Raw genomic sequence first — 22,871 nt, 5'->3', positions numbered from 1 at the left:
CGTCCATTCTGCTCCCGATGATGAGCCGGAGGTGAGCCGTGCCCGGGCTCATCCTCCGCTCACGGACCGGTCCTAGCGTCCCTTCCGAAGCCAACGAGGAGGAACCATGCGCACCGTCCCCACCACCATCCCCACCAGGCGCCTGACCGCGACCCGCCTCGTGGCCGTCGCGATGCTCACCGTCTGGACGACCACCGTCGCAGGCATCATCGGCGCTCCTGCCTCAGCCGCCCCGGCCTCTGCCGGCGCGGCGATCCCCCGGCACCCCGCGCCGTCGCACTTCACCCACGGCCGGGTGGACAACCCGTGGTTCCCGCTGAAGCCCGGGACGCGCTACTCCTACCGCGGGGTCGAGGGCAGCGCGCACACCCGCGACGTGATGATCGCGACCTACCGGACCCGGACGATCGACGGCGTGGTGTGCCGGGTGGTCTTCGACCGGGTCTGGAGCAACGGCCGGCTCCAGGAACGGACCCACGACTTCTACGCCCAGACCAAGCGAGGGACCGTGTGGTACTTCGGCGAACGCACCGCCACCTTGGACCGGCAGGGCCACGTGAAGAGCCGCGAGGGCTCGTTCCTCTCAGGGGTGGACGGGGCGCAGGCGGGCATCTTCATGACCGCCCATCCGCGGGTGGGGCCGTCGTACTTCCAGGAGTACTACCCCGGCCACGCGCTGGACACCTACACAGTCGCCCGGCGCGATGCCCAGGTCACCGTCCCGCTCCTGAGCTCCCATCGCGCACTGCTGACGAGGGAGACCACCCCGCTGGAGCCGGGGGTCGTCGACCACAAGTACTACGTGCGCGACATCGGCAGCGTGCGTGAGCAGACGGTGCGCGGCGGCCGCGAACCACTGTGGCTGGTGGGAGTCACCCACCTGCCGCGTTCGTGAGGACCTAGAGGTCAGCCGCCGGCGAACGGCGGCAGGAACTCCACCGTCTCGCCCGGCTTGACCACGACGTCGTCGGGGTGCGCCGAAGCCACGGGCCGGTCGCCGACCAGCACCGAGCAGGCCTCGAGGACCTGGGGGAGCCGGGTGCCGGGGTGCAGCGCCGTCGCACGTCGTACGACGTCGGTCAGGGTCAGGGGACCGGTGGCCGGCAGCTCGTCCGAGCTCACCCCGGCCGCTGCCCGGGCCGAGGCCCAGTAGTGCACGGTGACCGATGCGGTCTCATCTGCCGCGACCCGGTCGGAGGGAAGGCTCATGCCGGATATCCTGACGTATCGGTCCGCACGGGAGGAGTCCGGCTTGAGCACCCTGCTGCTGCTGACCAGTGCGCTCCAGCCCAGCGCCGAGGTGTTGCCCGGCCTGGCCCTGCTCGGTCACCAGGTCAAGATCCTGCCGGCCGAGGGCAGCGCCCTGATCGACGCACCCGACGTCGACCTGATCCTGGTCGACGGGCGGCAGGAGCTCGCGCACGCGCGTGACCTGTGCCGACTCCTGCGCACCACCGGCACCGACTGCCCGGTCCTGCTGATCGTCACCGAGGGCGGTCTGGCCGTGGTCGCCCACGACTGGGGCATGGACGACGTCGTCCTGCACACCTGCGGACCCGCGGAGCTCGAGGCCCGGATCCGGCTGTCCCTGGGCCGGCTGCAGGCCCAGCGCGAGGACGACGGCAGCGACGACCACGTGATCCGCTCCGGCGAGGTCGTCGTCGACGACGCCACCTACACCGCCCACATCGGCGCGCGCGCTCTCGACCTGACGTTCAAGGAGTTCGAGCTGCTCAAGTACCTCGCCCAGCATCCCGGCCGCGTCTTCACCCGCGACCAGCTGCTGCAGGAGGTCTGGGGCTACGACTACTTCGGCGGCACCCGCACCGTCGACGTCCACGTCCGTCGACTGCGCGCCAAGCTCGGCCCCGAGCACGAGACCCTGATCGGCACCGTGCGCAACGTCGGCTACCGCTTCGTGCTCCCGTCGAAGGAGCCCAAGGAGCCCGCGTCGGCGGCGCCGGCTGCCGTCGCGTCCGAGCCCGCGGAGCGCCGCTCCTGAGCGTCGTACGCGTCGACGACGGCGAGCGGCGGCGGGCTCTCGACCTGGTCGAGTACGCCGCCGACGACTCCGGTGCCGCCGACGGGATCCGGCCCCTCGACGAGGCGGCGACGATGGCCCTCGCGCGGGACGGCCTCGCCGGCGCATCCCTCTGGATCGCCCGGGACGACGAGGGCGAGACCGACGAGGGCTTCGCCCTGCTCCGCGGGTCGTCGCTCGACCTCGTGGTGGCGCCGCGTGGCCGTCGCCGCGGGCTCGGCACCGCACTGGCCGAGGCGGCGCTGAGCGAGGCACCCGCCGACGTCACGGCGTGGTCGCACGCTGACCATCCCGGTGCCCGACGGTTGGCCTCACGCCTCGGCTTGCGGCCCACCCGCGAGCTGTGGGTGATGGAGCGTGCGGCCGGGCACGTCGATGTGCCGACGGTCGAGGGCGTCACGATCCGCGGCTACCGCGACGCCGACGCCGACGAGGTGCTGCGCGTCAACGCGGCGGCGTTCGCGCACCACCCCGAGCAGGGGTCGATGGACCGTGCCAACCTGGCCGAGCGGATGGCCGAGCCGTGGTTCGACCCGGCCGGGCTGCTCGTCGCGGACGCCGGTGACCGCCTGCTCGCCTTCCACTGGACCAAGCAGCACTCCGCCGAGCTCGGCGAGGTCTACGTGGTCGCGGTCGACCCGGTGGCCCAGGGTAGCGGCCTGGGTCGTGCGGTCACCGCGGCCGGCCTCGAGCACCTCGCCGGGCTGGGCGTCGGCCGGATCATCCTCTACGTCGAGTCCGACAACGCGGCCGCGGTCGCGACGTACTCCCGCCTCGGCTTCTCCCACACCCAGACCCACGTCCAGTACTCGCGCTCGCCGGAATAGTCCGAGAACCCGTGGAAGACCTCGGGGGGGCGCAGGGTCAGGTGAGGCGCGGTCGCACGTGGAGGCCGACCTCGGGGTCGACCAGGACCTCCTGGGCGGCGGGGAGCCCGTCGACCTCGAGCTGCTGATCGAGAGGGACGTTGCGCTTGACCAGCGCCAGGGCGATCGGCCCGAGCTCGTGGTGGCGGGCGGAGGTGCCGACGACGCCGACGACCTTCTCCCCGGCCATCAGCTCGGACCCGACCACGGGCAGACGGTTCTCCGAGCCGTCGAGGTGCAGCAGCGTGAGCCGCCGCGGTGGGCGGCCGAGCGTGTGCACCCGCGCCACGGTCTCCTGGCCGCGGTAGCACCCCTTGTCGAGGTGTACGGCGGACCCGATCCAGCCCACCTCGTTGGGGATCGTGCGGTGGTCGGTGTCGAGCCCCAGGCGCGGCTCGCCGCGGGCGATCCGGAGCGCCTCGTAGGCCCACAGCCCGCAGGCCGGCCCGGCCGCCTCGGCGTACGCCGTCAACGACGCCCGCGGGACGAACTCGTGTCCGGCCGCCGGCCGCCAGGCCAGCGCCTGCTCGGCGGTGATGTCGGTGACCTCGACCCGCGACATGAAGCGCATCCGGTCCAGGAACTCGACCAGCGCGGCCGCGCGCCCGGGCTCGGTGGCCGCGACGAACGCCTCGCCGTCGTCCACCCCGGCGAACTCGTGCTCCACGTGCCCCTGGGGGCTCAGGATCAGCGCCTGGGTCCAGGTGCGCGGCGCCAGGCCGAGGAAGTACTGCGTGCTCAGGTCGTGCAGCCACTGGAGCCGGTCGGGGCCGGCGATCCGGACCACGTCGTGGTGGGAGAGGTCCACGAACCCGTTGCCTGCCTCGAGCACCGTCTGCTCGCCGTACAACGAGCCGTAGTGCGCGGCGACCGGCGCGTCGATCCCGGCGCCGGCGACCGCTCCGGGCAGCTCGAGCAGCGGACTGGTCACGGGGTCGGGTCTCCGGAGTGGTCGGCGCACAGGCCGAACACCGTGAGGTGTCCGATGTCCACGGTGAAGCCGTGGTCGGCGGCCAGCCGGTCGATCACAGGAGTCAGCACATCAGGGTCAACCGAGATCGTGCGGTGGCAATTCCGGCAGACCAGGTGGAAGTGCTCGTGCTCGGTCACGGAGTGGTACGTCGGGGCGCGGTCACTGAGGTGGGCGTGCCGCACCAGACCGAGCTCCTCCAGCACCTCGAGCGTGCGGTAGACCGTCGAGGCGTTGACCGCCGTCGAGTGCGTGCGCACCTCGGCGAGCACCTCGTCGGGGGTGGCGTGCCCGAGCCGCTCGACCGCCCCGAGGATCAGCTCACGCTGCGGGGTGAGCCGGTAGCCACGCTCGCGCAGCCGGGCCCGCCAGTCGGTGTCGACGTGGGCGTGGTCGCCGTGCTCGTCGCCCATGGGGCTACTGCCTGACCAGCTGGGCGTGGGTGTGGGGCTGGAGCTCGTGTCCCTGGGCGGCCATGTCGAAGGCGTAGAGCAGGTCGCCGTTGACGTAGCCGTAGAGCCGCTTGCCGCCGACGTACTCCTTGGCCGTCGAGGTGCGGGCGACGGCGTCGGTGACGATCTCGAACCGCGGCTGGTCGGCGTGGATCTCGCCGTGCCAGATCTCGACGAAACCGAGGTTGTGGGCCATCACCATCTCGATGGTGCCGTCCTCCTGGGGCCGCAGGAAGCCGGTCTCCTGCGCCGCCTCACGGACGTGGTTGCCCTCGGCGTCGACGATCCACGAACGGCTGAAGTAGTGGATGAACGGTCGGCCGTCCTGCTGGAAGACGACCTCCTGGCCGAACTCGAAGGCGTCGATCCCGGGGTACTCACCGTGCCCGTTGCCGGCCCACGTGCCGATCAGCCACGCGAGCCGGGCACAGCTCGGGTGGATGTTGGCCGGGATCTCGAAGACCATGCGGTCGAGTCTAGGGCTCACCGGCCCGGGCCGGATCGGCCCTAGGCTGGCCCGATGACCCGACCCCTCGTCGTCAAGGTGACCTGCGGAGCCGACGAACCCGAGCGGTGCAGCCAGGGCTTCACGGTGGCCGCGACCGCCCTGGTCGCGGGGGCCGACGTGTCGCTGTGGCTGACCGGCGAGGCCGCGTGGTTCGGGCTGCCGGGCCGGGCCGAGGCCTTCGAGCTCGCCCACGCGCCCGCCCTCGCCGATCTGCTGGCCGCCGTGGTGAGTGGCGGCCGGGTGACCGTGTGCAGCCAGTGCGCCGTACGACGCGGGATCGTCGAGGGCGACCTGGTCGAGGGGGTCCGGCTGGCCGGCGCCCCGTCGTACGTCGAAGAGGTGCTGGCCGAGGGCGTCCAGGCCCTCGTCTACTGAGGGTCGGGGTCAGGCGAGGAAGGCACCGAGCTTCGCCGCGATCTCGGCCATCGCCGCCCGCGCCGTGCCGGTCACCCCGACCACGTTGACGAAGCCGTGGATCTGGTCGGGGAAGCGCCGCAGCTCCACGTCCACCCCGGCGTCGGCGAGCTTGCGGGCGTAGGCCTCGCCCTCGTCGCGCAGCGGGTCGAAGCCGGCGGTGACGACGTACGCCGGGGCCAGCCCGGGCGGCACGTCGCCCAGCAGCGGGCTGGCCTCAGGAGCAGCCCAGGTCGCGGGATCGGGGGCGTAGGCCGCCTTGACCATGTCCATGTAGGCCTCGGTCAGGAACAGTCCCTTCCCGAAGAGCCGCCCGCTCTCGGTGCGGCCCGTCAGGTCGGTGCCGGGGTAGATCAGCAGCTGGCGCGCGAGGGGCAGGCCCTCGCGGGCCGCGGCGACCGCGGTGGTCGCGGCGAGGCTGCCTCCGGCGGAGTCGCCGCCGACCCCCAGGCGCGACCGATCGGCACCGAGGTCCTCGGCGTGGGCGACCACCCAGCGGTAGGCGGCCAGCGCGTCGTCGTACGCCGCCGGGAAGGGGTGCTCGGGGGCGAGCCGGTAGTCCACCGACAGGACGCGGACGCCGCTCCGTTCGGCCAGGAACCGGCAGGCGGGGTCGTGGGTGTCGAGGTCGCCGCTGACCCAGCCGCCGCCATGGAAGTAGACCAGCAGCGGCCCGGGCGTGCCCACCTCGGTGGGCACGAAGAGCCGTCCCCGCAGGTCACCGACGGGGAGGTCGCGGACCGCCCCGATCGGCTGCGCTCCGCCCGCGATGGCGGTCTGCCGGAGCAGCACCCGGCGGCTCTCGGGGATGGTCAGGCTCTCCAGGCTGGGCTCGCGAGCCAGGCGCTGGAGCCGCAGCATCAGCTGCGTGTCAGTGGCCAGGGTCTGGCCGTCGAGGGTCAACCGCCGACCGGCCAGCGCGCGCTGGACGGGCTCGGGCAGGGCGAACGCGGCGCGCAGGACGCCGCGTTTCCAGGCCAGGTCGATCGCGGCGGCTCGGGTGGACGGGTTCGGCACGCGGCCAACCTAGCGAGGTGGTCCCGGCCGATGCCCACCGTTCACCTGGCGGTGCCACACTGAGCGCATGGTCCAGCTCGCGTCCGCCTCGTACCCACGCGACGACGACGGCCCGGCCGACGAGCCGTTCGACGTCGAGCCGCCCTACGAGCCCGACGAGGCGGCCCTCGCCGCCGTCACGGCGTACGACGACCGCTTCCTCGACCGCGAGCTGTCCTGGCTGGCCTACAGCCGGCGGGTCCTGGGCCAGGCCGAGGACGCCTCCCTCCCGCTGCTCGAGCGGGTGCGCTTCGCGGCGATCTTCTCCAGCAACCTCGACGAGTTCTTCATGGTCCGGGTGGCCGGCCTCAAGCGCCGCATCGCCGCCTCGGTGGCCGTCCGGGCGGCGTCGGGGCTGATGCCGCGCGAGGTCCTCGAGCGGATCTGGGCCGAGAGCCGCGACCAGATGCAGCGGCACGCCCGGCTCTTCCGCGAGGAGCTCGTGCCCGCCCTGGACGCCGAGGGCATCGAGCTGGTCCGCTGGGCCGACCTCGACCGCGACGAGCAGAAATACTGCAAGCGGCTCTTCCGCGACCGGGTCTTCCCGGTGCTCACGCCGCTGGCCGTCGACCCGGCCCACCCCTTCCCCTACATCTCGGGGCTCTCGCTCAACCTCGCGGTGCTGGTCCGCAACCCCAAGACCGGCAAGGAGCACTTCGCCCGCGTCAAGGTGCCGCCGATCTTCAACCGGTTCGTGCCGTTGGGCAACCAGCGTTTCGTGCCGCTCGAGGACGTCATCGGGGAGCACCTCAAGCGACTCTTCCCCGGCATGGAGGTGCTCGAGGTCCACAGCTTCCGGGTCACCCGCAACGAGGACCTCGAGGTCGAGGAGGACGACGCGGAGAACCTCCTCAAGGCGCTGGAGAAGGAGCTGCTCCGCCGCCGCTTCGGACCGCCGGTCCGGCTCGAGGTCGAGGAGTCGATCGCGCCGCAGGTGCTCGAGCTGCTGGTCGAGGAGCTCGGCATCTCCGACGACGAGGTGTTCCGGATCGACGGGCTGCTCGACCTGGTCGGGCTGCACAGCATCGCCGACCTGCCGCGGGAGGACCTCAAGTACCCCGCCTTCGTGCCGACCACCCACGCCCGCCTCGCCGAGGTCGAGTCGGCCGCGCCGGTCGACGTGTTCAAGGCGACGTCGCGGTACGACGTACTCCTGCAGCATCCCTACGACTCGTTCGCCACGTCGGTGCAGCGCTTCCTGGAGCAGGCCGCGGCCGACCCGCACGTGCTGGCGATCAAGCAGACCCTCTACCGCACCTCGGGCGACTCCCCGATCATCGACGCCCTCGTCGACGCGGCCGAGGCCGGCAAGCAGGTCCTGGTGATCGTCGAGATCAAGGCCCGCTTCGACGAGGAGGCCAACATCCGCTGGGCGCGCAAGCTCGAGCAGGCCGGCTGTCACGTGGTCTACGGGCTGGTGGGGCTCAAGACCCACTGCAAGCTGGCGATGGTGGTGCGGGACGAGGCGACCAGCGGCGGCGGCATCCGTCGCTACACCCACATCGGCACCGGCAACTACAACAGCAAGACCGCACGGCTCTACGAGGACATCGGGCTGATCACCACCAACGACGTGATAGGCGAGGACGTCGCGCACCTGTTCAACAACCTCAGCGGCTACTCCCGCAACCCCTCCTACGACCGGCTGCTGGTCGCCCCCGACTCGCTGCGCACCGGGCTGGTCGAGCGGATCCACCGCGAGATCGACCACCATCTGAGCGGCCGGCCCGCCGGGGTCCGCTTCAAGGCCAACAGCGTCGTGGACGAGTCGGTCATCGACGCCCTCTACCTCGCCTCGCAGGCCGGCGTCCCGGTGGAGCTGCTGGTGCGCGGCATCTGCGCCCTGCGACCGGGGGTCCCGGGGCTGTCGGAGAACATCCAGGTGCGCTCGGTGGTCGGCCGATTCCTCGAGCACAGCCGCATCTACCGGTTCGAGAACGGCGGCCGGCCCAGCGTCTGGATCGGCTCGGCCGACCTCATGCACCGCAACCTCGACCGACGCGTGGAGGTGCTGGTGCAGGTGCCCAGCGAGGACAACGTCGCCCAGATCTCGGGGCTGCTCGATCTCGCCTTCGCGCCGTCCACCGTGGCCTGGCTGCTGGACAGCACCGGGCGCTGGGCCGTCAACGACGGCACGGACCATCTCCAGGAGATGCTGATCGAGCAGCAGAGGCACCGTCGCTCGGTGGGCTGACCCCGCACAAACCCGTCGAGGCCATCGCCGAGGGGGATTGCGCCGGCACGGGTGGGCGCCCGTAGCATGATCGGCGTTCGCGTCCCCCTCATCAGGAGTACGTCGTGGCTCTGCGCCTACGTCCGACGGACACGTCGTTCTACGACCTGTTCACCATCTCCGCCCAGCACCTCCTCACCGGGGCGGGTCTTCTCGCGGAGATGATCAGCGACGGGGCCGACCGCTCCGAGGTCGCCAAGCGCATGCGCGAGGCCGAGCACCAGGCCGACGAGAACACCCACGCGATCGTGCGCAAGGTCAACAGCAGCTTCGTGACGCCGTTCGACCGTGAGGACATCTACGCCCTCGCCTCGGGCCTCGACGACGTGATGGACATGCTCGACGAGGTCGTCGACCTGATCCTGCTCTACGAGGTCGTGCAGATCCCGTCGGAGTTCCTCACCCAGCTCGAGGTGATCCAGCGATGTGCCGAGATCACCGCCGAGGCGATGCCGCGGCTGCGGTCGATGGCCGACCTCGACGAGTACTGGATCGAGATCAACCGGCTCGAGAACGCCGGCGACAAGAGCTACCGCCGTACCCTCGCCAAGCTCTTCAGCGGCGACTACAAGGCGATCGAGATCCTCAAGCTCAAGGACATCGTCGAGTCGCTCGAGGGTGCCATCGACGCGTTCGAGAAGGTCGCCAACATCGTGGAGCAGATCACGGTCAAGGAGAGCTGATCGACCGTGGACCTCGCGATCGTCATCACGGTCGTGGTCGTCGCTCTCGCCTTCGACTACACCAACGGCTTCCACGACGCCGCCAATGCCATCGCCACCTCGGTGTCGACCCGGGCGCTCACCCCCCGGGTCGCGCTGATCCTGGCCGCGGTGATGAACTTCGTCGGCGCGTTCCTCGGCCAGAAGGTCGCCCACACCGTCTCCGACGTGATCGTCCCGCCGACCGGCCGGGAGGGCCTGGTCGTCGTACTCGCCGGGCTGCTCGGCGCGATCACCTGGAACCTCGTCACGTGGTACTTCGGCCTGCCGTCCTCGTCCACGCACGCCCTGATCGGCGGCCTGGTCGGCGCGGCGCTCGCTGCCGGGACGGCGGTGCACTGGTCGACGATCGTCGACAAGGTGGTGATCCCGATGGTGCTCTCGCCACTGGTCGGGTTCGCGCTCGCCTTCGTGGTGATGCTGGCGATCATGTGGGTGTTCCGACATCGCAACGCCCATCGGGTGACCCGAGGCTTCCGGCTGGCACAGACGGTCTCGGCGTCGGCGATGGCGCTCGGACACGGCCTCCAGGACGCGCAGAAGACGATGGGCGTGATCTTCCTGGTGCTGATCACCAGCGGGCATCTCGCTCCCGACACCCAGGACCTGCCGCTGTGGGTGATCGCGGCGTCGGCCGGCGCGATCTCGCTGGGCACCTACTCCGGCGGCTTCCGGATCATGCGCACCCTGGGTCGCAAGATCATCCACCTCGACCCGCCGCACGCGTTCGCCGCCGAGTCCGTCGGCGCCTCGGTGCTCTACGCCACGGCGTTCCTCTACCAGGCCCCGGTCTCGACCACCCACGTGATCACCTCGGCGATCATGGGCTCCGGAGCCACCCGCCGGGTCTCCGCCGTCCGGTGGGGCATGGCCCGCTCGATCGTGGTGGCCTGGGTGCTCACCTTCCCCGCCGCCGGGTCGGCCGCCGCCCTCTGCTTCCTGGTACTGCACCCCTTCCTCGGCTGACCCTCCTCCCTCCTCCCCTCCCCTCCCGGCGTTCCTTGATAGTCCGTGACGTTTGCGCCCTATCTGGGAGCGAAATAGGGCGCTTTTGTCACGGACTATCCCGAGAATGCGCTCAGCCGGCGCGGTGACGGAGCAGGCGCTCCCGCTGTGCGTCGCTGAGAGCCCGGCGCTGGTCGACCGTCTCGGTGGCAATCCACCACGGCGGCTTGTCGACCGTCCAGGCCCGATCCGACGGTGCGGCGAACCTGGCCCGCGCTCGCGTGGCCCGCATCCGTCGTACGACGTCGAAGGGGTCGCGCGCGTCGGAGGCGAGGACCGTGAAGTACTCGAGCCCGACGGACCGGAAGGCCTCCTCCCGCCGCACGTCCCGCGCCCGCTGAGAGCCCTCCAGGTGGAGAGCGCCGTCGTACTCCCCGGCGACGCCGGCCTCCTCGTCGAGGATGTCGGGAGTGCCGATGTGGCGTCCGGAACGGTCGAAGATCGGCACGTTGCACAGGGGCGGCGGAAGACCGGCGTCGAGCACCCAGACGAGTCGCAGATGGCTGGTTTCGCGAGGAGACCAGCTGTTCTCGCTGGTCAGGGGCAGCGCGGCACGGCACCGCGGGACTCCAGTCCAGCCCGAGAGACCGGCGACGAAGTCCACCAGCTCCGACGGCGAGACCAGGTCGGCCTGCATCGCCATGTCGGCCGCCACGACCGCGGAGCGCACGGACGCGGCGTACCTCATCTCGAAGGTCACCGACCGCACCGGCACGGTCACGCGAATGCCGTCCACGACCATCAGCTCGATGGGGTTGAGGCGCTCGGCACTGACCTGGAACCCGGGCTGCGGCCGGATGTCGTCGCCCGCGGTGGCCAGCCAGATCGGCAGCTCCGTCAGGCCGTCGGGCGCCAGGCCACCGAACCAGCGCGCACCCATCCACCGCAGCGCCGCCCAGCCGGTGACCCCGCCGTACGACGGGAGCACGGCCGCCGCCTCGACGATCCGCTGTTCGGGGACGCTGCCGTCGACGTCCGCAGGTACGAAGAGGCCGTGGCTCGTGGCCCGCCAGTAGCGGCCCCTGGCCTGCTTCGGAGTCGGGCCGCGCAGTCCCGCCGGATCGCGTCGAACGGGGTCGACCAAGCCGGGCCGGCCCGTGGCCGACTGCCCCAGTCGCACGGGCCTGCGCTTCCCCATCACCGAACTGTGCCGCGGGAGCCGAGCGCTCCGCTGCGCTTCTCCACAGGGACCACCGGATCGTCGCGGTAGTCCGTGACGTTTGCGCCCTATCCGCGAGCGAAATGGGGCGCTTACGTCACGGACTATCCCGATGAGGGGCCGAGTAACGGGACGGGGCGGGGGGAGAGCGCGCGCCAGCCGCCCAGCGCCGTCAGCCGAAGCGGCCGGAGATGTAGGCCTCGGTGGAGGGCTCGTCGGGGGTGGAGAACATCTTCCGGGTGGGGTTGAACTCGACCAGGTGGCCGGGCTGCCCGGCGGCCTTGAGGTTGAAGAACCCGGTGTCGTCGGAGACCCGCGCGGCCTGCTGCATGTTGTGGGTGACGATCACGATCGTGTACTCGGACTTCAGCTCGTGGATCAGGTCCTCGATCGCGGAGGTGGAGATCGGGTCGAGGGCCGAGCACGGCTCGTCCATCAGCAGGACCTCGGGCTCGACCGCGATCGCGCGGGCGATGCAGAGCCGCTGCTGCTGGCCGCCGGAGAGCCCCATGCCGGGCTTGTTCAGCCGGTCCTTCACCTCGGTCCAGAGGTTGGCCCGCCTCAGGGAGCGCTCGACGATCGAGTCGGCGTCGTCCTTCTTCAGCTTCTTGGCGTTGAGCCGGTTGCCGGCGAGCACGTTCTCGTAGATCGACATCGTCGGGAACGGGTTCGGGCGCTGGAAGACCATCCCGATCTGACGGCGTACGGCGACCGGGTCGACGCTGGCGTCGTACAGCGACTGGCCGTCGACGACCACCTTGCCCTCGACGCGGGCGCCGGGGATCACCTCGTGCATGCGGTTCAGCGAGCGCAGCATGGTCGACTTGCCGCAGCCCGACGGGCCGATGAACGCGGTCACCGACTTCGACTTGACCGTCATGTTGACCCCCTCCACCGCGAGGAAGTCCCCGTAGTAGATGTCGAGGTCCGAGACGTCGATGCTCTTGGCCATGATTCCTTCCTTCCGGCGTCCCGGGATCAGTGTCCCTTGGCGGGCGCGAAGATGCGACCGATGAGACGGGCAGTGAGATTGAGGACCATCACCAGGGCGATCAGCACCAGCGCACCACCCCAGGCGCGCTGGTAGCCGACCGGCGTGGAGCTGGAGTACTGGGAGAAGATGAAGACCGGCAGCGTGGTCATCCGGCCGTCGAAGAGGTTGGTGTTGATCCCGTCGGTCGCCCCGGCCACGACCAGCAGCGGCGCGGTCTCGCCGATCACCCGCGAGATGGCCAGCACCACCCCGGTCACGATGCCACCCACCGAGGTCGGCAGCACCACCTTGACGATGGTGCGCCACTTCGGGACGCCCAGCGCGTACGACGCCTCGCGCAGGTCGTCGGGCACGAGCCGGAACATCTCCTCCGACGACCGCACCACGGTCGGGATCATCAGCAGGGACAGGGCGATCGACCCGCCGAAGCCCATCCGGAACGCCGGACCGAACAGCAGGACCACCAGCGCCAGGGCGAACAGGCCGGCCACGATCGACGGGATGCCGGTCATCACGTCCACCAGGAAGGTGATGATCCGCGCGATCCGGGAGCGGGCGCCGTACTCGACGAGGTAGACGGCGGTGAGGATCCCGATCGGCACCGACAGCACGGCTGCCGCGACCGTGATCAGCAGGGTGCCGATCAGGGCGTGCAGGATGCCGCCCTGCTCGTCGCCGATCACGTTCAGCATCGAGTAGGTCAGGAAGTCGCCGTTGATCGCCGGCACGCCGCTGCGCAGCACCACCCACAGCAGCCAGACCAGCGGGGAGATCGCGATCGCGAAAGCCGTCCAGATCAGGCCGGTGACCAGGCGGTCGACGGCCGCCCGCCGACCCTCCACCAGCCGCGACCAGAGCGGCATCGCGACCAGGAAGACGACCACGGAGAGGCACAGCCAGGCCGCCAGGCCCCAGCCGGCCAGCAGCGCCGGCAGGCCGGCGACGGCCAGCGCCATCGTGGCGATCAGGGCCGGCGCCCACCGGGGCAGCCGCGCCTGCGAGAGCGTCATCGGGGCGCTGGTCATCGGGCCATCTTCCGGGCGTTGCGGCCGGCCACCCAGCGGGCGGCGAAGTTGACCAGGAACGTCACCACGAAGAGCACCAGGCCGGTTGCGATCAGCAGCGACTGCCGCTCGGGCGTGGACTCCTTGTAGTTCAGGGCGATGTTGGCCGCGATCGTCGGGGGGCTCGCCGTGCCGATCACGTTGAGGGTGGTCAGCGGGGTGGTCGCCAGCACCATCGCCACGGCCATCGTCTCGCCGAGGGCGCGACCCAGGCCGAGCATCACGCCGGACACCATCCCCGAGCGCGCGTACGGGAACACGGCGTACCGCACCATCTCCCAGCGCGTGGCACCGAGGGCCAGCGCGGCCTCCTCGTGCAGTCGAGGCGTCTGGCGGAACACCTCGCGGGAGATCGAGGTGATGATCGGCATGATCATGATCGCCAGCACGATGCCCGCGGTGAACAGCGAACGCCCGTTCGGGGAGGGTGGCCCGAAGATCGGGATGAAACCCAGGTGGGCGTGCAGCCATACGTGCGCCGGCTGGAGGTACGCCGCCAGGTAGCGGCCACCCCACAGCCCGAACACGACCGACGGCACGGCCGCGAGCAGGTCGATCAGGTAGGAGAGCGCCGTGGCCAGTCGCCGCGGCGCGTAGTGCGAGATGAAGAGCGCCACCGCGATCGAGAACGGTACGGCGACGACGAGGGCGATCGCGGAGGCGAGCAGCGTGCTCACGACCAGCGGCCAGATGTAGCTGAGGAACGACGTGAACGGCGCGTAGGTCGTCGGGACGGACGTCAGTCCGACCCAGCCCTCGATCGCCAGGAAGACGAACACCGCGACCAGCGCGACCAGGATGGTCAGCGCCGAGGCGCGGGCCAGACCCGCGAACACGCGGTCGCCGCGGCGGCCCGCGGCCCGGGCGAGGGGTGGGCTCTCGGGGCCGGCCTGCTCCGGGGAGACGGTGGCGGTCACGGGTGCTCCTGCCTTGCTCTGTGACGAAGTGACGGGTACGACGGCCGGTCAGGTGGCCGTCGTACCCGTCCGTGGTCGGTCAGCCTGCGGCGATCTTCGAGACGATAGCCGTGGCCTTCTGGGACAGCGACGGGTCGAGCGGCGCCGAGCCGGCCGCCGAGGCGGCGTCCTGCTGGCCCTTGCTCGACACGATGTAGCTGAGGTAGCCCTTGACCATGGCGGCGGTCTTCGCGTCGCTGTAGGTCGGGCAGGCCAGGAGGTACGACGCCAGCATCAGCGGGTAGTCGCCCTTGGCGGTGGCGGTCCGGTCGATGTCGGTGGCCATGTCGGTGGCCGGACGACCCGGCGCGGCCGGCGAGGCTGCGAGCACCTTGGCCGCACCCTGCGCGGACGGCGCGCTGTAGGACTTGCCGACCTTGATCGACACCACGCCGAGGGTGCCGTCCGCGGTGACGGCCGAGTTGTCGGCGTACCCGATCGCACCGTCGGTGTCGGCGAGAGCGCCGATCACGCCCGAGGTGCCCGACTGGCCCTGTCCGCCCGTGACCCCGGTCGGCCACACGGTGGCGGCCGGGTCGCTCCAGGCGCCACCGGCGGCCTTGCTGAGGTAGTCGGTGAAGTTGAACGTCGTGCCCGACTCGTCCGACCGGTGGATGGTGGTGATCGCGGTGCTCGGCAGCTTCACGCCGGAGTTCTGCTGGGCGATCGCGGGGTCGTCCCACGTGGTGATCTTGCCGCTGAAGATGTCGGCGATCGTCTTGGCGTCGAGGTTGAGCGAGGTGACCCCGCTCAGCTTGAACGCGACCGCGATCGGGCTGACGTACGCCGGCACCTCGATCACGTCGGCTCCGCACTGCTTCTTGGCCGCGGCGAGCTGGTCGGTGGTGAGGTAGGCGTCCGAGCCTGCGAACTCGTAGGCACCGCTGGTGAAGTTGGTGACGCCGGTCCCGGAGCCGACCTCGTCGTAGTTGATGGTGCCGCCGTTGGCCTTCTGGTAGTTCGCGCGCCAGGTCTGCTCGGCATTGGCCTGCGAGGTCGCGCCGCCGCCGTTCAGCGTGTCGCCGCCACCGCCACCGCTGTTGTTGCCGCACCCGGCCAGGGTCAGGCCCATCGCGAGGAGGGCGACCGCCGGGAGGGTGGCCCGGTGAAGGGAAGAGCTGTTCACGTCAGTGCTCCTGAAGTCGTGTCGTCTGGACGCTCACGAAGTTAGGGGCGGGAGGTGGACGGTCAGGTCGGCGTCGGTGAACGGGCGGTGAACTCAGGACGCCTATTCGGCCACGCGTCCGGACCGGGCCGGCGACGCGGCTCGGCGACGCGGCCCCCGCGGGGTGGTCAGCCGCGGTGCCGCTCGACCGAGCGCACCCGGCCGCGTCGGTGGTGCACCACCACCAGCTCACCGGTCGACTGGTTGATCGGCTCGACGCCCAGGCTCTCGTAGACCAGCGGCAGGACCGGCCGGTGGGTGCACAGCACGGCGTCCTCCCCGCTCGTGACCAGGTCGGCAACGACCGTCTTCACCGCGCGGGCGTCCGCCTCCTCCTCCGAGAGCCCGTCGGTGCGGGTCATCGGTCGGCCGCTCCCCTCGGCGTACGGGAGCACCGTGTCCACGCAGCGCCGGCTCGAGGACGAGACGATCCGGGAGACGCCGAACGCCGCCAGCAGTGGTACGACGCCCTGGGCCTGCGCCTGCCCCTCCGCGACGAGCGGGCGCAGCCGGTCGTCGGGCTTCCACGACTTCCGGGCGCGGGCCTGGCCGTGCCTCAGGACCACCAGGGACCGCGTCGCCTTCCCGACGGCCAGGGCCTCCCGCAGCGTCCCGCCGTCCCGGCGGTAGGTGAGCTTGACCGCGGCCTTGTCGACCGGCACCCACGCCACCTCGTCGATCTCGGAGTTCACGAGGTAGCCCGAGACATCGGGGTCCCCCAGCACCCGGCCGACCCAGAAGTCGACGATCTTAGTGCGCGAACCGTTCGGATAGCTCTGCCGCCGCAGCGGGACGCCCAGCCGCACCCGCAGCCCGGTCTCCTCACCCACCTCGCGCACCGCGGCGACCGCCGGTCGCTCTCCCGGGTCGAGCTTGCCCTTGGGGAACGACCAGTCGTCGTAGGCGGGCCGGTGCACCAGCAGCACCCTGCCCTTGCGCAGGACCACGGCACCAGCCGCGAGGACGTCGCCGGGCGAGGACGTCGGGGCCATGCCGCTAGTCTCACATCACCGCAGCCGCGCGGTCACTCACGGGTCTCGGAGAAGACCAGCCGCTGGCCACGAAGGAGCGCACGTGCCGAGACGACTCTGGCTCGCCGGGGCCGTGGTCGCGGTGCTGGCGCTGGTCGTGGGCGGGGTCGTGTGGCTGCGCCGTGGCGAGCAGTCGTCGTTCGCCTGGGCGGTCGCCCATGCGCCGGCCGGCACGCAGCGGGCCTCCTGGACCGACTGGGCCGCCGTACGACGCCACGAGGGCGCCGGCCTGTCGTCGCGCTCGTCGGCGGCCGACCTCCACCACTTCCTCTCGCGGAGCTTCGACGACGACCTGAGCTCGACCTCGGCCCTGGTCCAGTCGGCCCCGACGCTGCAGCAGCGCTTCGGCTTCTCCCCCGCCGATGCCGACTGGGAGCTGTTCAGCCAGTCCGACCAGGGCGCGGTGGTGATGGTGCACCTTCCCGCGGCCGTCCTCGACGCCGTACCCGGCCGGCTGCGGGCACTCGGCTACCAAGAGCCCTCCGACCCGGGCGGGGTCTGGTCGGGTGGCAGCGACCTGGTGGCCCGGATCTCCCCGGACCTGACGCCGGAGCTGTCCTACCTCGCGATCGACACGCAGGACTCGGTGATCCTGGCCTCCGACACGTCCGCCTTCCTGACCGTGGCCCTCGATGCGGTCGGCGGCCGCGGTGCCCGGGTCTCGGGGCTCGGGGCGGTGGTCGCGGACGCCGGCGAGCCGCTCTCGTCGGCGGTCTACTCCGGCGACTACGCCTGCGCTGCCCTGGCGATGGCGCACGCCGGGGCCAGCGACCAGGCCGCGGCACGTCGGCTCCTGGCGGCGGCCGGCGAGGTGAACCCCTACTCGGCGTTCGCGATGTCGGACGAGCCGGACGGCTCGGTGCGGGTGGCCCTGGAGTTCGACGGCTCCGAAACGGCCCGTACCAACGCCGACACCCGTGCCGTGCTGGCCCGCGGTCCGGCACCCGGGCAGGGCGGCACCTTCGGTGAGCGGTTCACCGTGGACTCGGTGACCGCGCACGGCTCGCTGGTGGTGATGCGGCTCGCGCCCCGCCGGGGTGCCTACGTGCTCTCCGACCTCAGCACCGGCCCGGTGCTCTTCGCGACCTGCTGACCGGGCCGGCCGCGGGACAGGGTCAGCTCCGCTGGGGCTCGACGCCCAGGATCTCGTCGATCTCCGCGTCGCTGAGGTGCTGGTCGGTCTCGCTCGCCGCGATGATCAGGTTGGTCGTCAGCTCCACCTCGCCCAGGAGGTCGCCGTCCTCGAGGGACACGTCGAACTGATCGGGCAACGGACACACCTCTCTGCGGTCGGGGTCGCGGGTGCGTGAGACGAAGGTAAAGCCTTCCCGCGCGCTTATCCTCCCAAACCCGAGAACTGGGGCAACCCCCAAAATGCGGAAGGGACCCCACCCGAAGGTGGGGTCCCCGGCGTCCGGAACCCGGACAGCTGGTCTACGACTGCTCGGTCAGAGCGCGCGGACGTTCTCCGCCTGCGGGCCCTTGGGACCCTGCGTGACGTCGAACTCGACCTTCTGGTTCTCGTCGAGGGACTTGTAGCCCTGCGACTGGATCGCCGAGTAGTGCACGAAGACGTCGTCGCCGCCGTCCTCCTGCGCAATGAAGCCGAAACCCTTCTCGGCGTTGAACCACTTCACGGTGCCTTGAGCCATGTGCTCGATACTCCTGTAATCGGAACGAGGGGCTCGTCACTTCGACGACCCCGCACCAGATGCGGTGACACGTCGCTCCGACTTGCATGGGTGGCACCCACGAAGAGAACGCCGTTGGATCACAAACTCCGCGGGCGTCAAACCTGCTGGAACCTGCACCTGTTGCACCTCCGACCATACCAACCGATCGCTCGACGTACACCACCCGCAAGCACACAGGTTTCGAGAACCCGGCCCGGCCCCCGCCCGCCCGGCGACCGCCCGACATCGCGCGGCGGTGGTACGGCGATCGCGCCGGCCTCAGCGAGCGTCCCGCTCCAGACCGAGCTCGACCGGGCCGCCGTGCGGGTTCGCCGAGGCCACCAGGCCCGCTGGCACCCGGAACACCCGGCCCGGCGCGGCGGGCCACGACAGCCGATGCCGGGCGAGGACCCGCCCGTCTTGGACGGCCCGGACCACGGGCAGCCGCTGGTAGGCCTCGGGCCACAGCAGGAGGTGACCGCGTGGCGGCTCGATCCCGAGGAGCAGTCGCTGCGGGGTCACCCAGCGGAACGGCGCGGCCGCGACCAGCTCGACGGTGACCGGTGGCGCGCCCACCCCCGCCAGGTGCGCCAGCACTCCGGCCGCGACATGACGGCCGTCGAGGGCAGCGCCGTCGGCGGTGTCCACGGGGTGGAGGAGGTTGCCGACGGCGTAGACACCGGTGGCCGACGTACGCAGGGAGGAGTCGACGGCCGGCCCCAGCGTCGCGCGGTCCAGCCCGACCCCGCCCGACCGGGCCAGCTCGTGGTCGGGGACCCAGTCGCCGGTCAGGACCACGGTGTCGCAGGGCACGAGCGTGCGGGTCCCGGTGTCGACGTCCTCGACCAGGACGGACTCGACGCGGTCCCGTCCGCTGATCCGCACGACCCGGGTCCGGGTCAGGAGCCGGGGCCGCAGGGCGAGTCGACCGGCCCACGTGACAGCGAGGTGGGCCTCGGGCCGGTCGCGGCCACAGGTCATCGCCACGGTGCGACACCCCGCCTCCCGGAGGGTCAGCACCGCCGACCAGCTGACCAGCTCGGCGCCGACCACCACCGCACGGCGTCCGGCCGGCGCATGGTGGAGATGGACGAGGTTCTGCAGCTCCCCGGTCGTGTAGACGCCCTCCGGCCGGTCGCCGGGGATCCACCGGGCCGCCCGCGGCCGCTCCCGGGCGCCGGTGGCCAGCACGACCGCGTCGGCCTCGACGACGTGGCGACCGCGGGGCGAGGTGACCACGAGGCGGCGGTCGCCGTCCCATCCGGTCACCTGAGCCTGCGTGTGGACCGTGGCGCCGGAGTCGCCCGCGGCCGCGACGAGGCGCCGTGCGTACGCCGGCCCGGACACGAAGCGGTGCAGGTCGCGCACGCCGTACCCCGGGTGGGCGCTGTGGCGGGGGATGCCGCCGGCGGCGTCCTCGCGCTCGATCACCCGGACCTCGCCGTCGACCCGGCGCGCCAGCGCCGCGGCCGCGGTCAGCCCGGACGGACCTCCGCCGACGACGGCGACCCGGACCCGCTCCACCGGGAGGCCGGCCGTCGTCACGACGACGCCTCGACGCCGCCGGACGCGAGGAGGGCCCGTACGTGGGCGCCGCAGTAGAAGCCCTGGCACCGACCGTTCATCGCCCGGGTCCGGCGTCGCAGGCCGTCACTGTCCGCGGGTGGGATCGTCGAGACGCAGGCATCCCGGATCTCGCCGGCGGTCACCCGCTCGCAGAAGCAGACGATCCGTCCGTACGCCGGGTCCGACGCGATCCGGTCGGCCTCCTGGTAGGGCCGTGGGCCGGCCTCACCCAGCTGTGGCATCCGGGGCGGTTCGGGGAGGTCGGGACGCGGCTCGAGGGCCAGCCCGGCGTCCGCGAGCAGCCCGCAGACGTGCTCCGCGACGGCCATGCCGGCGGTCAGTCCCGTGGAGCGGATGCCACCCACCAGGACGTAACGGCGGTCGACGTCGAGGTCGACCAGGTAGTCGTCGGAGTCGGTGGCGGCCCGGAGCCCGGCGTAGGCCGCCGTGACCTCCTCGTCGAGCAGGGCGGGCATCAACCGTCTCCCCCACCCCTGGAGGAACGCGAACCCCTCCTCCGACGTGCCGGTCGCCGAGCGGTCGGTCAGGTCCTCCGCGGTCGGGCCGAGCATCACGTTGCCGTAGACGGTCGGGCTGACCAGCACTCCCTTCCCCCGGGACGAGGGGACCGGCAGCACGATCGTCGGCGCCAGCGGGCGGGCCAGCTTGTCGAAGACGAGCAGCTCCCCGCGACGAGGGGTCACCGTGAACCGGTCGTGGCCGAGCATCCGGTCCAGGTGGTCGGCGCCGAGACCGGCGGCGTTGACGACCCACCGGGCCGCGACCTCGCCCCGGTCGGTCACCAGGACCGTGGGACCAGCCGGCGTGGCGGGCAGCCGGACCGACGTCACCCGGTGCCCGAGCAGGAGCGCTGCCCCACGCCGTACGGCGTCCGTGGCCAGGGCCAGGTTGGTGGTCCAGGTGCAGATGATCGACTCGTCGGGCACGGTCAGGCCGGCGAGGGCCCCGGGCCCGAGGTGCGGGACCGTCGCGTACACCTCCTCGGCGGTGACCTGGCGGCACGCGGTGTAGCCGTTCGCCTCGGCCTTGGCCCGCAGCCCCGGCAGGGCCGCGACCTCCTCGTCGGTCCAGGCCACGAGGAGGGCGCCGGTGCGCTCGACCGGGATGCCAGTGCGAGCGGCGTACTCGCGGAGGAGCCGGCAGCCGCGGGCCACGAGCCGGGACTCGAGGCTCCCCGGGCGGGCGTCGAAGCCCGTGTGCAGGATCGCCGTGTTGGCCTTGCTGGTGCCGTCGCCGACGTCGTCGCGCGCCTCGACCAGAGCCACGCTCAGGTGGCTCGCCGCCAGGTCGCGGGCGATCGCGGAGCCGACGATCCCGGCCCCGACGACGGCCACGTCGACGCTGGTCACGAGGAACCGTCCGGGGTGGTGCCGACGAGAGCGGCCGCCCTCCAGCGGGAGAGGTGGTCGTCCGCCCGGTCGGCCGACCACACCGGCTCGAAGACCTCGGCCGCGCGCCAGGTAGGGACCGCGTCCTCGATCGATAGGCCGGGCTCCAGGGCGAGCCGGGCGCAGGCGGCGGCCCCCAGGGGCGTGGCGTGGGCTGAGGGGTAGAGCTCGACCGGCAGCTGGGCCAGGTCGGCCTGCGCCTGCATCAGGGTCCGCGAGCGGGTCAGCCCGCCGTCGACGCGCAGCCTGCTGAGAGGCCGGCCGAGGTCGTCGGCCACCAGTGAGGTCAGCGTCGCCACCTGCGCGGCGACCCCTTCGAGCAGTGCGCGCACCAGGTGCCCGCGCCCGCTGCTGAGGGTCATCCCGGTGAACGACGCGGTGGCGCTCGCGTCCCACCAGGGTGCGGCCAGGCCGGCCAGCGCCGGCACGCAGAGCACGCCGTCGCTGGACCCGGCGGCGACCGTGTCGAGCTCGTCCGGGGACGACACGAGCCCCAGCTCGACCGCCCATCGCACCGCCGAGGCCGCGGTGTAGACCTGCCCGTCCGCGCAGTACGACGTGCGTCCTCGCAGGCGCCAGGCCACCGAGGTCGTCAGCCCGGCCGAGGACCGGACGGCCTCCTCGCCGAGCTGTGCCAGCAGGAAGGCGCCGGTCCCGAACGTGCACTTGGCGGTGCCGGGCTCGAGGCAGCGTTCGGCCAGCAGGGCAGCCTGCTGGTCCACGACCAGCCCGGCCACCGGTACCTCCCCGCCGAAGGCACGCGTCGTACCGACGACCTCGTCGCACGCGACGAGCTCGGGCAACGGCTCGGCATCGAGCCCGAAGAGCGACAGGAGCTCCCCGGACCACGTCGTGTCGTCCAGGTCGAGGACCAGCGACCGGCTGGCCGTCGACAGGTCGGTGACGAAGGCTCCGCACAACCGGTGCACCAGCCAGGTGTCGGTGGTGGTGACGACGCCGTCCGTCGTGACGTGGTCGCGGAGCCAGCGCAGCTTGGGAGCCGAGAAGTAGGGGTCGAGCACGAGGCCGGTGAGCTCGCCCACGCGTGGCCCGTGCTCCCGGTGGGCCCGGCACCAGGCCTCGGCGCGGCGGTCCTGCCAGACGACCGCGGCGGACAAGGGCCGACCGGTCGCGCGGTCCCACGCCAGCACCGTCTCCCCCTGGTTGGCCAGCGCCACCGCCGCGACCGGCACTCCTGCCTCGGCGACCGCGCGGCGGCCGGCCAGCACCACCGAGTCGTAGAGGGCCTCGGGATCCTGCTCCACCCCGCCGCCCGCGAGATAGCGTGGCTCGAGCGCCACCTCGGCGAGCGCGAGGATCGCACCGGTCTCGTCGACCACGATGGCCTTGGTGCCGGAGGTGCCCTGGTCGACGGCGAGCACGCAGGTCATGCCAGAGGTCCGCTCTCGTGATCCGGCACGTCCGACAGTTTGGCGGCCGCGACCGGGCCACGCCACCACGTCTCGCGCACGGCCGCTGCGCCGCCGGCGACGACCGTGATGGCCACCGAGACGGCTCGCTCCGTGACCCCCGAACCGTGATCTACTGCGGGCACGCTGATCGAGGGCGTGCACCGAGGAAGGAACG

24 protein-coding genes are annotated in these 22,871 nt (G+C 71.8%); 8 read left to right on the top strand and 16 right to left on the bottom strand.

Going from position 1 to position 22,871, the window contains the following annotated elements:
* Window positions 1-106: 106 nt before the first annotated feature.
* Window positions 107-895, top strand: coding sequence for a hypothetical protein (locus E3N83_RS16590; RefSeq protein WP_151084254.1), 789 nt, complete (start codon window positions 107-109; stop codon window positions 893-895).
* Window positions 896-906: 11 nt separating this feature from the next.
* Here E3N83_RS16590 and E3N83_RS16585 read toward each other — a convergent pair whose 3' ends face one another.
* Window positions 907-1,209 (bottom strand): MoaD/ThiS family protein, encoded by a 303-nt coding sequence (locus E3N83_RS16585; RefSeq protein WP_151084253.1) that lies wholly within the window; start codon window positions 1,207-1,209, stop codon window positions 907-909.
* 43 nt (window positions 1,210-1,252) lie between these two features.
* Between E3N83_RS16585 and E3N83_RS16580 the strand changes: the two genes are divergently transcribed.
* Window positions 1,253-2,002 carry a response regulator transcription factor gene (locus tag E3N83_RS16580; protein ID WP_151084252.1) on the top strand — a complete coding sequence of 250 codons (750 nt, stop codon included), beginning with the start codon at window positions 1,253-1,255 and terminating at the stop codon, window positions 2,000-2,002.
* Window positions 1,999-2,868: a mycothiol synthase gene (mshD, locus tag E3N83_RS16575; RefSeq protein ID WP_151085393.1), complete on the top strand. Its 870-nt coding sequence runs from the start codon at window positions 1,999-2,001 to the stop codon at window positions 2,866-2,868. Before E3N83_RS16580 ends, mshD begins: the two co-directional genes overlap by 4 nt.
* A 37-nt stretch (window positions 2,869-2,905) precedes the next feature.
* On the opposite strand, the gene ygfZ is transcribed toward mshD, so the two are convergent.
* Genes ygfZ through E3N83_RS16560 form a run of 3 tightly spaced genes read right to left on the bottom strand, consistent with a single transcriptional unit; the run spans window position 2,906 to window position 4,795 of the window.
* Window positions 2,906-3,838: a CAF17-like 4Fe-4S cluster assembly/insertion protein YgfZ gene (gene ygfZ, locus E3N83_RS16570; RefSeq protein WP_151084251.1), complete on the bottom strand. Its 933-nt coding sequence runs from the start codon at window positions 3,836-3,838 to the stop codon at window positions 2,906-2,908.
* The gene (locus E3N83_RS16565) at window positions 3,835-4,290 is read right to left on the bottom strand and encodes a Fur family transcriptional regulator (RefSeq protein ID WP_151084250.1); all 456 of its coding nucleotides are present in this window, start codon (window positions 4,288-4,290) and stop codon (window positions 3,835-3,837) included. The genes ygfZ and E3N83_RS16565 overlap by 4 nt, the downstream gene beginning before the upstream one ends.
* 4 nt (window positions 4,291-4,294) lie before the next feature.
* Entirely contained in the window at window positions 4,295-4,795 is a 501-nt protein-coding gene (locus E3N83_RS16560) for a heme-binding beta-barrel domain-containing protein (RefSeq protein ID WP_151084249.1), read from the bottom strand.
* Between the two features lie 54 nt (window positions 4,796-4,849).
* On the opposite strand from E3N83_RS16560, the gene E3N83_RS16555 reads away from it, so the two are divergent.
* Entirely contained in the window at window positions 4,850-5,212 is a 363-nt protein-coding gene (locus E3N83_RS16555; RefSeq protein ID WP_151084248.1) for a DsrE family protein, read from the top strand.
* 9 nt (window positions 5,213-5,221) lie between these two features.
* Here E3N83_RS16555 and E3N83_RS16550 read toward each other — a convergent pair whose 3' ends face one another.
* The gene (locus E3N83_RS16550) at window positions 5,222-6,268 is read right to left on the bottom strand and encodes an alpha/beta hydrolase (RefSeq protein WP_202879256.1); all 1,047 of its coding nucleotides are present in this window, start codon (window positions 6,266-6,268) and stop codon (window positions 5,222-5,224) included.
* Between the two features lie 67 nt (window positions 6,269-6,335).
* Here E3N83_RS16550 and E3N83_RS16545 point away from each other — a divergent pair, with 67 nt between their 5' ends.
* The 3 genes from E3N83_RS16545 to E3N83_RS16535 all read left to right on the top strand — a co-directional run bounded on the left by E3N83_RS16545 (window position 6,336) and on the right by E3N83_RS16535 (window position 10,228).
* Entirely contained in the window at window positions 6,336-8,501 is a 2,166-nt protein-coding gene (locus E3N83_RS16545; RefSeq protein ID WP_151084247.1) for an RNA degradosome polyphosphate kinase, read from the top strand.
* Between the two features lie 104 nt (window positions 8,502-8,605).
* Complete coding sequence (locus E3N83_RS16540; RefSeq protein ID WP_151084246.1) at window positions 8,606-9,223, top strand: DUF47 domain-containing protein; 618 nt, start codon at window positions 8,606-8,608, stop codon at window positions 9,221-9,223.
* Between the two features lie 6 nt (window positions 9,224-9,229).
* Complete coding sequence (locus E3N83_RS16535; RefSeq protein ID WP_151084245.1) at window positions 9,230-10,228, top strand: inorganic phosphate transporter; 999 nt, start codon at window positions 9,230-9,232, stop codon at window positions 10,226-10,228.
* 112 nt (window positions 10,229-10,340) lie between these two features.
* On the opposite strand, the gene E3N83_RS16530 is transcribed toward E3N83_RS16535, so the two are convergent.
* The 6 genes from E3N83_RS16530 to E3N83_RS16505 all read right to left on the bottom strand — a co-directional run bounded on the left by E3N83_RS16530 (window position 10,341) and on the right by E3N83_RS16505 (window position 16,597).
* Window positions 10,341-11,405: a hypothetical protein gene (locus E3N83_RS16530; RefSeq protein WP_151084244.1), complete on the bottom strand. Its 1,065-nt coding sequence runs from the start codon at window positions 11,403-11,405 to the stop codon at window positions 10,341-10,343.
* 193 nt (window positions 11,406-11,598) lie between these two features.
* Window positions 11,599-12,378, bottom strand: a complete 780-nt coding sequence (gene pstB, locus E3N83_RS16525; RefSeq protein ID WP_151084243.1) for a phosphate ABC transporter ATP-binding protein PstB — start codon at window positions 12,376-12,378, stop codon at window positions 11,599-11,601.
* A 26-nt stretch (window positions 12,379-12,404) separates the two neighbouring features.
* A complete protein-coding gene (gene pstA / locus E3N83_RS16520; RefSeq protein ID WP_151084242.1) occupies window positions 12,405-13,445 on the bottom strand; it encodes a phosphate ABC transporter permease PstA in 1,041 nt (346 codons plus the stop codon).
* Complete coding sequence (gene pstC, locus E3N83_RS16515; RefSeq protein WP_151084241.1) at window positions 13,442-14,401, bottom strand: phosphate ABC transporter permease subunit PstC; 960 nt, start codon at window positions 14,399-14,401, stop codon at window positions 13,442-13,444. Before pstC ends, pstA begins: the two co-directional genes overlap by 4 nt.
* 79 nt (window positions 14,402-14,480) lie before the next feature.
* Entirely contained in the window at window positions 14,481-15,566 is a 1,086-nt protein-coding gene (gene pstS, locus E3N83_RS16510; RefSeq protein WP_202879255.1) for a phosphate ABC transporter substrate-binding protein PstS, read from the bottom strand.
* 167 nt (window positions 15,567-15,733) lie between these two features.
* Window positions 15,734-16,597, bottom strand: a complete 864-nt coding sequence (locus tag E3N83_RS16505; RefSeq protein ID WP_151084240.1) for an NUDIX hydrolase — start codon at window positions 16,595-16,597, stop codon at window positions 15,734-15,736.
* A gap of 82 nt (window positions 16,598-16,679) precedes the next feature.
* On the opposite strand from E3N83_RS16505, the gene E3N83_RS16500 reads away from it, so the two are divergent.
* Window positions 16,680-17,729, top strand: a complete 1,050-nt coding sequence (locus E3N83_RS16500; RefSeq protein ID WP_151084239.1) for a hypothetical protein — start codon at window positions 16,680-16,682, stop codon at window positions 17,727-17,729.
* A gap of 22 nt (window positions 17,730-17,751) precedes the next feature.
* On the opposite strand, the gene E3N83_RS19650 is transcribed toward E3N83_RS16500, so the two are convergent.
* From E3N83_RS19650 to E3N83_RS16480, 5 genes are all read right to left on the bottom strand, one after another.
* Entirely contained in the window at window positions 17,752-17,907 is a 156-nt protein-coding gene (locus E3N83_RS19650; RefSeq protein ID WP_191907843.1) for a hypothetical protein, read from the bottom strand.
* A 177-nt stretch (window positions 17,908-18,084) separates the two neighbouring features.
* Window positions 18,085-18,288: a transcription antiterminator/RNA stability regulator CspE gene (gene cspE, locus E3N83_RS16495; protein ID WP_135078682.1), complete on the bottom strand. Its 204-nt coding sequence runs from the start codon at window positions 18,286-18,288 to the stop codon at window positions 18,085-18,087.
* Between the two features lie 300 nt (window positions 18,289-18,588).
* On the bottom strand, window positions 18,589-19,854 hold the full coding sequence (locus tag E3N83_RS16490) for an NAD(P)/FAD-dependent oxidoreductase (RefSeq protein WP_202879254.1): 1,266 nt from the start codon (window positions 19,852-19,854) through the stop codon (window positions 18,589-18,591).
* Window positions 19,851-21,245 carry an NAD(P)/FAD-dependent oxidoreductase gene (locus E3N83_RS16485; protein WP_151084238.1) on the bottom strand — a complete coding sequence of 465 codons (1,395 nt, stop codon included), beginning with the start codon at window positions 21,243-21,245 and terminating at the stop codon, window positions 19,851-19,853. The genes E3N83_RS16490 and E3N83_RS16485 overlap by 4 nt, the downstream gene beginning before the upstream one ends.
* Complete coding sequence (locus E3N83_RS16480) at window positions 21,242-22,675, bottom strand: FGGY family carbohydrate kinase (RefSeq protein WP_151084237.1); 1,434 nt, start codon at window positions 22,673-22,675, stop codon at window positions 21,242-21,244. The genes E3N83_RS16485 and E3N83_RS16480 overlap by 4 nt, the downstream gene beginning before the upstream one ends.
* Window positions 22,676-22,871: the final 196 nt, after the last annotated feature.

The organism is Nocardioides cynanchi, from assembly GCF_008761635.1.
Classification (GTDB): Bacteria; Actinomycetota; Actinomycetes; order Propionibacteriales; family Nocardioidaceae; genus Nocardioides; species Nocardioides cynanchi.
This window is presented reverse-complemented; position numbering and strand designations above follow the sequence as displayed.

Excerpts from the sequence above, each read along its gene's own strand:
- E3N83_RS16590 (WP_151084254.1), top strand. The coding sequence starts at position 107 with ATGCGCACCGTCCCCACCACCATCCCCACCAGGCGCCTGACCGCGACC.
- E3N83_RS16585 (WP_151084253.1), bottom strand. The coding sequence starts at position 1,209 with ATGAGCCTTCCCTCCGACCGGGTCGCGGCAGATGAGACCGCATCGGTC.
- E3N83_RS16565 (WP_151084250.1), bottom strand. The coding sequence starts at position 4,290 with ATGGGCGACGAGCACGGCGACCACGCCCACGTCGACACCGACTGGCGG.
- E3N83_RS16560 (WP_151084249.1), bottom strand. The coding sequence starts at position 4,795 with ATGGTCTTCGAGATCCCGGCCAACATCCACCCGAGCTGTGCCCGGCTC.
- E3N83_RS16555 (WP_151084248.1), top strand. The coding sequence starts at position 4,850 with ATGACCCGACCCCTCGTCGTCAAGGTGACCTGCGGAGCCGACGAACCC.
- E3N83_RS16545 (WP_151084247.1), top strand. The coding sequence starts at position 6,336 with ATGGTCCAGCTCGCGTCCGCCTCGTACCCACGCGACGACGACGGCCCG.
- E3N83_RS16530 (WP_151084244.1), bottom strand. The coding sequence starts at position 11,405 with ATGGGGAAGCGCAGGCCCGTGCGACTGGGGCAGTCGGCCACGGGCCGG.
- pstB (WP_151084243.1), bottom strand. The coding sequence starts at position 12,378 with ATGGCCAAGAGCATCGACGTCTCGGACCTCGACATCTACTACGGGGAC.
- pstA (WP_151084242.1), bottom strand. The coding sequence starts at position 13,445 with ATGACCAGCGCCCCGATGACGCTCTCGCAGGCGCGGCTGCCCCGGTGG.
- E3N83_RS16505 (WP_151084240.1), bottom strand. The coding sequence starts at position 16,597 with ATGGCCCCGACGTCCTCGCCCGGCGACGTCCTCGCGGCTGGTGCCGTG.
- cspE (WP_135078682.1), bottom strand. The coding sequence starts at position 18,288 with ATGGCTCAAGGCACCGTGAAGTGGTTCAACGCCGAGAAGGGTTTCGGC.
- E3N83_RS16480 (WP_151084237.1), bottom strand. The coding sequence starts at position 22,675 with ATGACCTGCGTGCTCGCCGTCGACCAGGGCACCTCCGGCACCAAGGCC.